The sequence below is a fragment of the Pseudanabaena biceps PCC 7429 genome, assembly GCF_000332215.1.
GTDB classification, from domain to species: Bacteria; Cyanobacteriota; Cyanobacteriia; order Pseudanabaenales; family Pseudanabaenaceae; genus Pseudanabaena; species Pseudanabaena biceps.
In genome coordinates this window covers 1-13,670 of sequence record NZ_ALWB01000024.1, presented here as the reverse complement: position 1 = coordinate 13,670, position 13,670 = coordinate 1, and the positions used below count along the sequence as shown (strand labels likewise).

Sequence of the window (13,670 nt, the reverse complement as noted above, 5' to 3'; positions counted from 1 at the left end):
AGATAATTTAATTTAGATAATAATGACAAAAATTACAAATTCTTCAAAGAGAGGTTTTTGGGAAAGCTCTCTTAAGTTTATTGTAGAATGGGAAACTAAAAAGGCGATCGCTAAACAAATCAGTTTTTTAACTGCGATCGCCCTTGTGTTTTCCAGCTTTTCCCCATTAGCAGCCTTTGCTGACTATGGCGACTCCTTACCACTACCACAACCACCCTTTAAGGGCAAAATTGGCATAACCTACAAGGAATCACAACCAGACTTTCCCCAACCTATCAAAGCCCCTGCAAAAGCTCCCAATGTGTTGCTAGTGATCCTCGATGATGTTGGGTTTGGACAGACAAGCACCTTCGGCGGATTGATTGAAACTCCTAACCTAGACCGCTTAGCCTCTAAGGGACTGCGTTACAACCAATTCCATACTACAGCCCTCTGCTCTCCCACCAGAGCTGCCTTACTAACGGGACGCAATCATCACTCCGTCAATACGGGCGTAGTAACCGAGATTGCTACGGGCTACCCAGGATATACCGCAATTCTTCCTCGCAGTGCTGCCACAATTGCCGAAGTATTACGCAGTAATGGCTATAATACTGCCGCATTCGGGAAATGGCACAATACGCCAGCCAATGAAACTAGTGCTGTTGGTCCCTTTGATCGCTGGCCGACTCACCTCGGCTTTGATTACTTCTATGGATTCTTAGGGGGGGAAGCCGATCAATGGAATACATCGGTAGTTGAGAATACTAAGTTTGTCGAAAAATCTAGCGATCGCGTAGATTATCATATCACCAACGACCTTGCCGACCATGCGATTAACTGGATTCGCACCCAGCAATCGATCGCCCCTAACAAACCCTTCTTTACGTACTTCGCCACAGGTGCAACCCATGCGCCCCACCATGCGCCCAAGGAATGGATTGATAAATATAAGGGCAAGTTCGATCAAGGTTGGGACAAAGTTCGCGAAGAAACCTTTGCCCGTCAGATTACTAATGGCATTATTCCCTCTGACACCAAACTCACGCCTCGTCCTGCGGAAATTCCCGCATGGGATTCGCTCTCCCCAACGGAACAGAAAATCTATGCCCGTCAAGCCGAAGTATTTGCAGGTTTCCTCAGCCATACCGATGCTCAGGTTGGGCGCGTGATCGATGCGATCGCCCAGTTGGGCGAATTGGACAACACCTTAGTATTTTTCATCGCTGGCGATAATGGTGCAAGTGCTGAAGGTGGTTTGACAGGTGAATTAAACCAAATCAAAACCTTTAATGGCGTTAAGGAAACCCAAGCGGAATTTTTAGCAGCTCTTGATGATTTGGGCAGTCCCAAAACCTTCAACCACTACCATGCGGCTTGGGCTTGGGCTGGAGATAGTCCCTTCCAATGGACGAAACAAATTGCTTCTCACTTTGGCGGTACTCGCAATGGACTAGTAGTAGCTTGGGGCGATCGCATTAAGGATAAGGGTGGCATTCGCAGTCAATTCCACCATGTGATTGATATCGCTCCCACAATTATCGAAGCCGCAGGGCTAGAAACACCTGAAGTAGTCAATGGTGCTAAGCAGCAGCCCATCGAAGGAACTAGTCTAGTTTATTCCTTTGACGATCCTGCGCTTCCCTCTCGCCATAAGACTCAATATTTTGAAATGCTGGGTAATCGCGCCATTTATGACAATGGCTGGGTTGCAGCAGCGCGACACGGACGTTTACCTTGGGAATTTGTTTCTAAAACGAGTTTCGATGAAGATAAGTGGGAACTATACGATGTTGCTAATGACTTCAGCGAATCTAAGGATTTAGCCCAAGAGAATCCTGCGAAGTTAGCGGAACTCCAAAGTCTATTCCAAAAGGAAGCAAAGAAGCACAAGGTATTTCCCCTTGACGATCGCCTCTATCAACGCTTCGAGACCGAACATCGTCCGAATATCAATGATGGCAGAAGTAGCTTTACCTACTACACTCCTGTTGTGGGAATTCCTGAAATTAGCGCTCCGAACATTAAAAATCGCTCCTTTAGGATTGCTGCCGATGTGGTAGCGAAAGCCGATGCTGAAGGCGTATTAGCTACGCAGGGAGGACGGTTTGCGGGTTGGAGCTTTTTCTTAAAAGATGGGAAGCCGACCTTTGTTTACAATTTCTTGAATAGCGATCACACGACAATTCAAGCCTCGGAACCGATCGCGATCGGTAAGTCCCAGATCCGCTTTGATTTCAATGCCGATGGGGGGGCGATCGGTGCGGGTGGTACGGGCAAGATCTTTATCAATGATAAACTGGTTGCAGAGGGTCGAATTGCCAAAACCGTAGCGGCTCGCTTTGGTATTGATGACACCTTCGATATCGGTCAAGATACGGGGACTACTGTAATTGATAGCTATCAAATTCCCTTTAAATTTACGGGTAATTTAGAGCAGGTCAAGATTGATTTGTTGTAAGCGAACCAAATTAAAAACCATAATCAAAACCTGTAGCGCAGCGTGCGCTACAGGTTTTGGGGTTTTATATTTAATTGCGCCTAGCTACTTATAGGGCTTTGCGCTTAAACCCAAACTAGGGAAATTTTTGAAAGCGTTGCGAAGCAACGCTTTCAAAAATTTCCCTGTGGTTCGTTTGATCGATAATTGCTGTGATAACCGAAAAAATCCGAGGTTATATCCTCGCGATCGTCACAGCTGGAAATTCCAATAACCGCCTTGCTAATGGCTATCAAGTCCCTATCGATGAGCAGTTTAAACTCTGATGGCAGCAATCCTATTCGATCTCGATGGAACCCTTACCGATCCAAAGGTTGGGATTACGACCTGCATTCAATATGCGATCCGCCAGCTTGGCAATGAACCACCAACCACCGATGAATTATTGTGGTGCATTGGGCCCCCATTGACTACCAGTTTTGCAAAAATTCTGCAAACTGAGGATCGGGTTTTGATCGATCGCGCAATTTCCTTATATCGCGATCGCTTCTCAACCATTGGCTTATTTGAAAATGAGCTTTATCCTGAAATCCCCGAAACCCTTGCTTCTATTCGGGCAGAAGGATATCAGACCTATATAGCAACATCTAAACCCCATGTGTATGCGCAACGGATTGTCGAGCATTTTGGATTGTCTGATCTCTTTGATGGCATCTATGGCAGTGAATTAGACGGTACACGCAGCATTAAAGGTGAATTAATTCGGCATATTTTGCGCGCAGAAAACCTTGATGCAAAAGCAACCGTGATGATCGGCGATCGCTCCCATGATACGATCGCCGCCAAGCAAAACCAAGTTTTTGCGATCGGTGTTACCTATGGCTATGGTTCCGCAGAAGAATTAAGCAATAATGGTGCTGACGTGATTGCTAATTCTCCTAAAGAGATCCTCCCATTAATTCCATTTAAATTATAAATTCCTTCATTCACCATGCATGAATTGCTATCCTCGATCGGTTCTCCTCTAATCCAACAGCTAGACTTTTACTTCCATAAAATTGATTTTACTCTGCTAAATCGACTTTCCTTTTTGCTGTTTATTTTAGCGATGTTACTATCCACGGGATTGAGTCTCACCGTACCGCAGATCCTAGAACCCCTTCGCAATTGGCGGTTAGTAATTTGTTCGTTAGTGGCAAACTTTGTGATAGTACCGCTTTTAGTTTTTATTGCACTGCAATTTGTGACCGTGAGCGAACCAATCAAAATTGGCTTTACGATCCTTGCCGTTGCCGCTGGACCTCCTGTATTACCCAAGTTAGCCCAAATCGTAAATGGAAACCTTGCCTTTGCCGCAGGATTGCTAATGATATTGATGTTGGGTTCTTCGATCTTTATGCCGATCGTCTTACCGTTGGTTTTAGATGGTGTGCAGATTAGTCCTTGGCAAGTTGCGAAGCCCCTATTTATTTCTCTATTACCGCCCTTAGCGATCGGGCTATTTATTCGATCCCGCTTTGAGGCGATCGCCACCGTTGTCGCTCCATTCCTGCGTCGAGTTGCTAACTTTGCTTTCATCTCAGGGATAGGTTCAGCATTCATTTTACAATTTAATAGTCTAATTGAGCTGGTTAAGAGTGGTATGGTCTTCGCGATCGCCATTTTCATTGTCGTCGCCTTTGCCGTGGGATATTTGCTTGGGGGACCCAATCTCGATACAAGGTTAACCCTTGGAGTTGGCACGGCTCAACGGAATATCGCAGGAGCGCTCTTGGTAGCGGGTACAAATTTTAACGATCCTGCAATTATCAGTGTAATTGTGGTGACGAGTTTATCTTTATTTGTGGTAATTCGATTGATTGCTAGATTCTCTATAAATCAAAAAGTTCCATCAACGGAGGTCAGCACAACTTCCCTTAATACTCAATAAAAAACAAAAAGATATAGCGCTTGCTGTGCGATCGCTATATCTTTTTGTTTTTTGAAACGGGCTTTGAGGAAGGGTTTGCGTAGCAAACGCTTCCTCAAAGCCCAAAAGTAAAAGCCTTGCGTAGCAAGGCTTTTACTTTTGGGCTTTTAAAAATTTGCTAGTTTAACTCGAACTGACGTTACAGCCTGTTGAGGCTTTAAGAGATACAAGAAAAATTTTAAAAGGCTTGCTTCACAAGCCTTTTAAAATTTTTCTTGGGTTTTAAGTCAGCGCAAAGCGCTGTAATTAGAGGAGTAAATCTGAGTTAAGAGTTACTGCTAGATCGGTATTGGGGTTAACCGAAGAAAGAGTTACACTATCGCGACCTAAGAATAGACCGATTAATGTACCAATACCCGCACCACCAAGAACTTCCTCGGTGGCGATCGCCCGATCGCCTGTGACGGCAGCGATCGCTGCGGCTGCACCTGCTCCGAGAGCAGCATTTCTAACGAGAGTGCCAGCACTCAAACCCTTATCAACCTTTTCGGTTGTGGTAACAACCTTAGAAGTTGCATTAATCGGCACCCTACGACCATTAGCAAACACAAGTTCGCTAGCAAAGAATTGCGTCCCACCTGATACGGTACGCAATTCACCAACGACTTGAGAACCCGCAGGAATCAAAATAGCTCCTTGAGAATTGGCAATATTTTGAGCAACATTTAGCGTCAAAGGTACTTTTTCATCAGGTCCCAGCAAAATCTTATCCTTAGAATACTGAAGGGCAATTACATTGCCTGCGGGAATTCTGGTTTGATTTTGGACTGGGGGCGTAGTGGTTTGCCCGACAATGTAGGGTGAGGCGATCGCATTGGCTTGACCAGATCTCACCAAAGCTTGATAGATAAAAGCAGCAACTTCGGCTCTAGTAGCCGTTTGATTAGGATTCAGAAATTGCACATTGGGGTAATTAACCACTAAGCGATTTTCTGTTGCCGCAGCTACGCTATTTCTTGCATAGTTCGGAATGCCTGAAGCATCAGCATAGGTTTGTAAAGTCGTTTCAGTTGGTTGGCTAGCAGAATAACTTAAGCCATTCGCTAGGGAAACTAAAATTTGGACGCGAGGAATATTCTGGGTAGGCTCAAACACGTTACCTGGATATCCAGACATAAAGCCCGTAGTGTAAGACTTTTGAATAGCGGGGGCTGCCCAATAGTTTGAGGAAACATCAACAAAGGTAACAGTACCTCTTACAGGAGACTTATTTACAGCTTTACTGAGCATTGCTGCAAACTGCGCTCTGGTTACTGGATCGTTTGGACGGAATCCCCCATCGGGAAAACCCTTAATGATATCTCTTGAGGCTAATTCTTGAATAAAAGTTTGCGCCCAATAGCCCGTAGGCACATCATTAAACGTAGTCTGAGCAAATGCAGAGGTTGCGCCGATCGTGGAAATTGCCGAACTTCCAATAAAACTAATTGCAACAAGTAACGCAGTGCTAGAACGTTTAGGCTGATTTGTCATTTTGAGTTTTCTCCTATACATTTTTATGTATATTTCATGTCAGACTGTATAAGGAACCTAAATGTTCCTGAAATTTTATGAATCTATGGCAATATTCCCTCGACCATTGATGGGCAGCGCTCCACCAGATTGCCATTTGCTACCCCAATAGAGAGTTGCGGCGCTTCGCGCCGCAACTCTCTATTGGGGCTTAACATTGCTGCCCCCAAGAGAGGAAGGCGGCGCTTTGCGCCGCCTTCCTCTCTTGGGGGCAGCAAATGGCGCTACAAGTAGCGCTGACAGCATCCCTAAAAACACTCTTTATATTTCTCGGTCAAGCACTATAGAGATTGCTATATGATGGATATAAATAGCCTGAAGCCATTACTGTAAGCCTTGACTAAGTTTCAATTTGACTCTATTCCCGATGCCCTCAACGACCTTAAATCTGGTCGTCTCATCATCGTTGTCGATGATGAGAACCGCGAAAATGAAGGCGATTTAATTGGTGCGGCTCAGTTTGCCACGCCTGAAATGATAAATTTTATGGCGGTAAAGGCAAGAGGACTGATCTGCCTATCAATGACAGGCGATCGCCTAGATGAACTTGACTTACCCTTGATGGTTGATCGCAATACCGATAGTCACCAAACTGCCTTTACTGTCAGTATTGATGCAGTGGATGGGACATCCACGGGAATTTCCGCAGAGGATCGCTCCCGCACCATTCAAGCAGCCATTAATCCCCATACACACCCCAACGATCTGCGGCGACCAGGACATATTTTCCCGCTCAGGGCAAGGGACGGTGGCGTACTCAAACGGGCTGGGCATACCGAAGCGGCAGTAGATCTGGCGCAAATGTCGGGGCTTTATCCCGCAGGCGTAATTTGCGAGATCCAAAATGATGATGGTTCGATGGCGCGATTGCCCGAACTGATGGAATATGCCAAGCTGCATAACTTGAAATTAATCAGCATTGCCGATCTCATCAGTTATCGCCTCACGCACGATCGCTTTGTACGGCGAGAGGCTATCGCCCATTTACCTTCACTATTTGGCAACTTTAAGGTCTATGCCTATCGCAACACCATTGATAATACGGAGCATCTAGCGATCGTTAAGGGCGATTTGCAGGATTTTCCCGATAATGAAGTTTTAGTCCGTGTGCATTCAGAATGTCTGACGGGTGACGCTCTCGGTTCTTTGCGCTGTGATTGTCGCGGACAGTTACAGAGTGCCTTAAAAATGATCGAGTTTGCCAATTGGGGCGTAGTTGTTTACCTGCGCCAAGAAGGACGCGGGATCGGCTTGATTAATAAAATTAAAGCCTATAACCTTCAAGATGGGGGATTAGATACGGTTGAAGCTAACGAAAAACTAGGATTTGGAGCCGATTTACGAACCTATGGGGTTGGGGCGCAAATTCTGCACGATCTCGGCATCAAAAAAATGCGTTTGATTACCAACAATCCTCGCAAACTCGCTGGGCTCAAAGGTTTCGATATTGAAGTAGTGGGACGTTTGCCCCTGCTCATCGAAACCAATGAACACAACTCACGCTATCTCGAAACCAAAGCAGAGAAGCTAGGACATTTGCTATTGCAATCAAAGCTCGTCACCCTCGGCATTCGGTGGACGGAGGATAAACCCTTAGGATGGCTTGATCGCTTGCGAGAAGTTGCCTCAGCTAACGATCTGCTCTTACAGGAGGAGACATCTCCAGCTTTTGCGCATTTATTTGCCAATGCTGCTACTGAAGACCGATCAGCGCGATCGCCCCAAGATGGTTCCCAGCAACTTTCGCTTGTCCACTTAGGATTCGATCGCTCCAACGAAGTTTCCGAGGACTGGTACGAACAACCCAATCATCCCTATCGTCAAGCGATCGTGCGCGTATTCAAACATCTCAAACAATGGGAACAGATCGCCACCTTTAAATTTTGCTTGGTAGTAAATGAGGCAGCTCTACCCGAAAGTTTTGTGGGAACAATTAACCTTGGGTTAGCATGGAATACGCCTTGGTCAAGAGATAGGATGTATGAGTGGTTTAACTTTTTCCTCCACGACGGCGACGATCCTGCCATTCCAAATAGGTAAGATAGCCAATTCCACTGGTGGCGATCGCGAGTAGGGCAATGGCAGCCCAGAAAAAAGTATTAAGAAGAATGGCTTCCGACATAATAATTGATTGATTTGTTGATTGATACCAATTCACGAAAGTGTTGTCACACTTTTGTGAATTATAGCTATAGTCAATTAAGTCAGGACATCAAACCCAATAGAGAGTTGCGGCGCTTCGCGCCGCAACTCTCTATTGGGTTTGATTTTTGTCCTAACATTACTGACTATTGCTATAAGAAATTGTGGTGAGAGAGAGGAGTTATCAAAAGTAAGTGCAGAGTTTACCCTCCAATTAGAACCGTCATTTCTGCTTTGCCCACAAAAGTAGTTATGGGGGTTGGGGGAGCATTGACATTGATTCCGACTACTTGGGAAGTAGTTCTTGCTGCAAAGCGTCCGCCGATGATGACAGTAAAAGAACCTAGGACGATTGAACCTACTACTAAATTGCCAGCTACAGCATCGCCAACACAGGCTGCGGGCATCCCTCCGATTAACACTGTAGGTGCGCCAGGACCAATAATAGTGTCATTTGTAACAGTCTTATCACTTAACCTTGCTGCTGGAAACATATATAGATATATGGATTAGGTATTGAAGAATGGAGCGAGTTTGGGAAAAAAGAACTAACGAAAAGATTAATAGGGCAATGGTTAATTCAATTCGTTAAGTAAGTGTGCTTAGTTAACTATAAAACCCTAGAACCTGCTGCGCACGCAAGGCGTGCGCAGCAGGTTCTAGATCTGGATTTTAATTATGCTGAGGTACATAAAATCATCTAACTTATCTAATTAATCTTAACTAAACCGCCTTTAATTGTATTGATGAAACTAGCTTCGACATTTACCAAAGGTGCTTCCATTTTGGCTGAGGCTGTACCTTTAATTTGGACAAGTACACCTTCAATGTCAATCCCAGTATTAGTTATGACGATTTTATTAAGACCCACTTTAAGTGTAATGTTTGTAGTGGCGGTTAAAGTAATATTACCCGCATTAATTTTTACATCATTAGCGAGTCCAGTAGTGCCTGTCTTGATGGTGATATTCCCCGTTGAAGTTAGGCTAATCTCCTTACTCATATCATCAGCCCGAAATTTATGACCGCCTGTAGTTTCTAATTCAACAAATTTTTCACTATCATTAAGGCGGACATTATGTCCATCAATGGTATTTACATAGATTCCCTTTTTCGTATCTTTATCTTCTTCAACAAATTGCAATTGATGTCCTACACGGGTTTTAAAGGTGCGGAGACGGACTTTGCCTCCAACTACACTATCGGCGACTTTAGTTGGAGTTGCATCCTTTCCGTTCCAGACTCCACCAATCACATAGGGGCGATGGATATCTCCATGCTCGAAGCCAACTAAAACCTCATCATTAATTTCTGGCAAGCAGTCTAATCCTCTATTTATACCTGCACCTGTACTGACAACTCTTGCCCAATTACTTTCATGTTCTTCGGTCAAAGTTGGGAACTTAACTCTGACCCTTCCCCATCCTTTAGGATCGTTATTGTTACTTACGATTCCCACTAACATTGTCTGTCCTGGTTGCAGATGTGGTTGTGATGATAGCGTAGAAAATAAATCTCCACCTTTAAGTCCGCGCACGCTGAAATGTGTCGTATACTTGCGTTCATCAAATAAATGATGAGTTTCAGTGACATAGTAACTACCGCTGTACTTACCCATGTCTGCTAAGGTGATCACTCGTCCTGGACGAATTTTCGGATTGCCCTCACCTTTGGCATCGGCATTGACAAATTCTCCGCCTAGTTCATTACATAGAGATTGAGCAATTTTATCCGCTTCTCCAGCGCTAAAAACGGGCTGATCAACGACGATCATCTTCGGGCTACCACTAAATTTAGTGCTAGATGCACTGCCTTTGCCACTATCCGTTGTCGTAATGACGGACTCTGTAGATGCAGTGGAGACGATCGCCATTTTTTGAGCATAGTCCCATCCTCGAACTTCTACGGAACTGACTTGCTCGGCACTGGTAACACGGACTCGAAAACCATGGATATCTTCTAGCCATTTAAGCAATATGGTTTGATCGGTACTAGGGGCGCGAAAATTTAGCTTTCCATCTTGGACATATAACTCGAACCCATTGCGAGCTGCACGTTCTCGCAAGAATTCCATATTAGTTTGATTCTCTTGAAAAGCATATTCATGAATAATAGTCGTGGCCGTGACTGTTCCCGCTGTAATACCTACTTCCCCAATTATTTGATTGACAAGATCGCTATCTGAAACGTTTTGAAACGAGCGATTATAACGACCTCTATGTAAGCGATGAGAAATGTCGTAACCGCGAATAATCATTGGCGCTTGAGATTTTTCGTTAAACTCAGCTTCTATCGCTGTAATTTCACCTTCTAAGATATATTCCGTTTCTTCCTGAGCAAAATCAACATCTTCAGTTGTGCTAGAGGTGAATCCAATTTTAATTTTTTTGCCGATCGCAAATAAACTTTGGTGTTTCCAAGTTGGTTCTAAATTGCCAGGAAAGTAATCATTATTGATAATAAGCGTAAACATTCCTGGTAAATGTAGACTCTCCTCGACAGATATTTGTAAAATATCTGCGCTCAAATCATCGGGTGCTTTAGTACCATCAATTAGTAGGATTGGGGTGGGGAGGTATTTGGGCATTAGTGACTTTTGTTATTGTGATTTCGTTTTTGTGATATTGTAGCGGTCTTCGCTTTTGGGGTTAGCTATCAAGCGATCTCTTTACCTACTTAAAGCTTAAAGCTGGGTGCTATCGACTTCTTCAAGAGACATATCGACGATCGCTCGTACGGGAGTGCCATCAGCCAGAAACATTGTTAGTTTATAACTAACATTTTTGACAAAGCACTTGAGATATTGAGTTTGCCCCCAAGCAAATACGTATACAGGGGGTCTGCCGAGCGATCCTGCAAAATCGGTAGCTTTGATAATCGGATCTATTAACGTTAAAACGCTGGTTCCTGTTTCGTAGGTATCAAAGGTTAAATTACTGAGGGAAAGGCTTACTGGTTCTGGGTATGCAAATGCGACTTTAGGTATGCCAGTGTCAGTGCGTGCACCTTTGGAGCGATTGAGGCTAACCGAGCGCTGAAATTGAAGTTCGGTGGGGTTAAACTGAAAGTTTATGGCAGCAGCTCCAGCATCAGTGGTAGTGAGCATGGCTTTGACAAGTTGACCCGTCATGATCTGTCCTCTTAAAAAAATCTACAAAATTCTAAACAAAATTCTAAAATTAACTAGGAAGTGAGATGTTGGTTTACCAAGGTAATCGCCCTTGATATTTATTCCCTTGCCTTTCCTTTTCTATTCCCAAACGCTGCTTTAGCAAAATATATATTTCTTGAGCAAGAGTTTCAAGGTTGTGTTCAAGGTTATCTTCGTCCTCTTCATCCTGCTCTTCGATAGGTTTTACCGATACAGTTGCTTCTGGCAAGGGGTCAGTATCCAAGGCTCTTTGGATCGTGGCAGTTGGGTTTGTGTCTTTATTGGGGTTTCCTCTTTGCAATCCTGTTGGAGTCAAGTATAGGTCTTGATCACTATTAGGACTATTGTTGTAACTATTTTTTTGTTCGGGCGATCGCTGAATGACCGTTTGGTTAGTACTGCTACTTCTAGCACTATCTGTTGAAGTTTTGGGAGCGGCTATCGCTAGAGGACTGCGATCGCTTACAGTTTTTCGGTTAAGAGAGCTCGTAGACGAATTGGTAGGCGTTTGGGGAGGTGGCAAATTAGCAAGCAGTTCGGCGATGTTTGACCAGCCATTAGTCATAGCATCCGTACGATTGCTCTGATCGGGAGTATCGTTTTCTTTTCGCTGGATATCTTTAGGTTGGTTCCTGATATTATCTGATAAATTATTGAGATTCTTAGAATTATTGGAACGAGTATTGCGATCTCGAAATGGTTGTAAAGTTCTCTGCTGAGGGGTACTAGGTACTTGTGATAAGTTCAGGGATGCAAAACTACCTAAATATTCTGTATGACCGAGGTTTTCAATGGCTTTAGGTAATTTCAATGCCTCAGTATTACTAGGATCTTTCATCATTTGAATCATCGTTTGATTCTCAATGCTATCTTCTAAAGAATTGCTATCGATCGCATTAACTTCACTGCTACTATTTCTTTGAATGGATTGCTGTAAATCTTGAGTTGAGTTACCGACTAAGTCTCTATTAAAATTATTATTTTGATTGTCTGCGGATAGCTTGGTATTACTGTCCCTAATATTATCTAATTGTGTCTCAAGATTATTCCCCACTGGTGATAAATCTGATTTTTTTTGAATATCGGCAATATCTGATTTGGGAGTACCTAAATTTTGAGCGCGATCTGGCGATTGTTGCAAGCGATCGCTTTCTGAAATATTACTTTCCGTAATACTTCCCGTAATACTTTTTGCTGTTTGTAAATCAGAAAATGATTGAATTGTTGTTTCTTGTTCGTTTTGATCAAGATTGACTAAAGTTTCATTTAATGTAACATTATGATCCTTATCTCTTTGAATCCTTTCAGAAAAATTAACTGGTGTAATGTTAATATCAATTTCTGGATCTGACATACTCAATTTTCTTTGAATAATCTGATTGTTCGATTGTTCAGTATCTGCAATAGGGGATTTAGTGACATGAGATTCAAAATTCCCTTGTGATATTTCTCTCGTAGATTCTTTATTATTTTGTTGTATAGATTGACTGTTTAAAGTGCTAATTTCTTCGATAAACGAACTAGATTCATTAGGTAGAGATGGATTAATTTGAGAAATATGATCTTTTCTTTGTAATATATTAGTATTTTGATCTGCACTAATGTTAAGCGGTGATGAATTTGAGCTTTCGTAGTTCGCTCCATCATTCCTCTGAATATCAGTATTTAGAATAGATGAAAGAATAGATGAATTAGTTATTTCTGATTGTCTTTGTAGTGATTGATTTTGATTTATTAGATCGATATTATTGTCGATAATTAAAGTAGGTTTTGGTGCTTTTGTATCTTGAATAGGATTATCTATAGGATGATCTGATAACGAATTACTAGAGGAAGATTGGATCTCAGTGGTTTGAGAATCTAAGATAGGTTGAATGGAAGGGCTTAACTCTCTTTGGATCGTGCGATCGCTTTGAGTAATATCATCTAGCTGAGCTATATCAGGTTGATTGCGATCGATAGGATTAGGATCATTAGTCTGCCTTTGTATAGCATCAGTTTGCGATAAATTAATATCTTGGGCAATAGCTCGAATAGGAGCAGAATAATCTGCATTAACTCTTGCTTGAATATTGCGATCGCTTTCTAATGGAGTATTGTTTACAGTCGGTAAAACAATTGGCAAATTTGGTAAATCAGCAGCATCAACTTGCCTTTGAACTACCTGATTTGTATCGTTGGACTGGTTATCTAGTATTTCTGCAATGGGTTGATCGGAAGTTAATGCGTTTTGAATAGGTGGAATATCATCGGAAGATCTTTGGATCTCAGTGGTTTGAGAATCTAAGACAGGTTGAATGGTAAAGTCGGACTCTCTTTGGATCGTGCGATCGCTTTGAGTAATATTATCTAGCCGAGCTATATCAGGTTGATTGCGATCAATAGGAGCAAGATCGTTAGTCTTTTTCTGTATAGCAGTATCAACTTGCCGTTGGACTACCTGATTTGTATCGTTGGACTGGTTATCTAGTATTTCT

The 13,670-nt window shown here is 43.0% G+C and carries 10 protein-coding genes; 4 read left to right on the top strand and 6 right to left on the bottom strand.

All coding sequences use genetic code 11. The features are described from left to right. The first annotated feature begins 22 nt into the window (after positions 1-22). From PSE7429_RS04575 to PSE7429_RS04565, 3 genes are all read left to right on the top strand, one after another. Positions 23-2,440, top strand: a complete 2,418-nt coding sequence (locus PSE7429_RS04575) for an arylsulfatase (protein ID WP_009625900.1) — start codon at positions 23-25, stop codon at positions 2,438-2,440. Positions 2,441-2,744: 304 nt separating this feature from the next. Continuing rightward, a complete protein-coding gene (locus tag PSE7429_RS04570; protein ID WP_009625899.1) occupies positions 2,745-3,395 on the top strand; it encodes an HAD family hydrolase in 651 nt (216 codons plus the stop codon). A 15-nt stretch (positions 3,396-3,410) separates the two neighbouring features. After that, positions 3,411-4,349 carry a bile acid:sodium symporter family protein gene (locus tag PSE7429_RS04565; RefSeq protein ID WP_009625898.1) on the top strand — a complete coding sequence of 313 codons (939 nt, stop codon included), beginning with the start codon at positions 3,411-3,413 and terminating at the stop codon, positions 4,347-4,349. Between the two features lie 285 nt (positions 4,350-4,634). Here PSE7429_RS04565 and PSE7429_RS04560 read toward each other — a convergent pair whose 3' ends face one another. Then, entirely contained in the window at positions 4,635-5,861 is a 1,227-nt protein-coding gene (locus PSE7429_RS04560) for an S-layer homology domain-containing protein (RefSeq protein ID WP_009625897.1), read from the bottom strand. Between the two features lie 375 nt (positions 5,862-6,236). Here PSE7429_RS04560 and ribBA point away from each other — a divergent pair, with 375 nt between their 5' ends. Then, complete coding sequence (ribBA, locus tag PSE7429_RS04555; RefSeq protein WP_009625895.1) at positions 6,237-7,940, top strand: bifunctional 3,4-dihydroxy-2-butanone-4-phosphate synthase/GTP cyclohydrolase II; 1,704 nt, start codon at positions 6,237-6,239, stop codon at positions 7,938-7,940. Here the strand turns inward: ribBA and PSE7429_RS27520 are convergent. From PSE7429_RS27520 to PSE7429_RS26205, 5 genes are all read right to left on the bottom strand, one after another. Further along, positions 7,891-8,022, bottom strand: a complete 132-nt coding sequence (locus tag PSE7429_RS27520) for a hypothetical protein (protein ID WP_263363397.1) — start codon at positions 8,020-8,022, stop codon at positions 7,891-7,893. The genes ribBA and PSE7429_RS27520 overlap by 50 nt on opposite strands. A gap of 223 nt (positions 8,023-8,245) precedes the next feature. Next, positions 8,246-8,536, bottom strand: a complete 291-nt coding sequence (locus tag PSE7429_RS04550; protein ID WP_009625893.1) for a PAAR domain-containing protein — start codon at positions 8,534-8,536, stop codon at positions 8,246-8,248. A 215-nt stretch (positions 8,537-8,751) separates the two neighbouring features. After that, entirely contained in the window at positions 8,752-10,629 is a 1,878-nt protein-coding gene (locus tag PSE7429_RS04545; protein ID WP_009625892.1) for a VgrG-related protein, read from the bottom strand. 96 nt (positions 10,630-10,725) lie between these two features. Then, positions 10,726-11,172: a CIS tube protein gene (locus PSE7429_RS04540; protein WP_009625891.1), complete on the bottom strand. Its 447-nt coding sequence runs from the start codon at positions 11,170-11,172 to the stop codon at positions 10,726-10,728. 73 nt (positions 11,173-11,245) lie between these two features. Then, positions 11,246-13,670 (bottom strand): hypothetical protein (locus PSE7429_RS26205; protein ID WP_009625890.1); only part of this gene is annotated, 2,425 nt, incomplete at its 5' end.

Bases quoted from the DNA above. Each gene is read 5' to 3' on its own strand.
- PSE7429_RS04575 (WP_009625900.1), top strand. From the start codon at position 23: ATGACAAAAATTACAAATTCTTCAAAGAGAGGTTTTTGGGAAAGCTCT.
- PSE7429_RS04570 (WP_009625899.1), top strand. From the start codon at position 2,745: ATGGCAGCAATCCTATTCGATCTCGATGGAACCCTTACCGATCCAAAG.
- PSE7429_RS04565 (WP_009625898.1), top strand. From the start codon at position 3,411: ATGCATGAATTGCTATCCTCGATCGGTTCTCCTCTAATCCAACAGCTA.
- PSE7429_RS04560 (WP_009625897.1), bottom strand. From the start codon at position 5,861: ATGACAAATCAGCCTAAACGTTCTAGCACTGCGTTACTTGTTGCAATT.
- PSE7429_RS27520 (WP_263363397.1), bottom strand. From the start codon at position 8,022: ATGTCGGAAGCCATTCTTCTTAATACTTTTTTCTGGGCTGCCATTGCC.
- PSE7429_RS04550 (WP_009625893.1), bottom strand. From the start codon at position 8,536: ATGTTTCCAGCAGCAAGGTTAAGTGATAAGACTGTTACAAATGACACT.
- PSE7429_RS04545 (WP_009625892.1), bottom strand. From the start codon at position 10,629: ATGCCCAAATACCTCCCCACCCCAATCCTACTAATTGATGGTACTAAA.
- PSE7429_RS04540 (WP_009625891.1), bottom strand. From the start codon at position 11,172: ATGACGGGTCAACTTGTCAAAGCCATGCTCACTACCACTGATGCTGGA.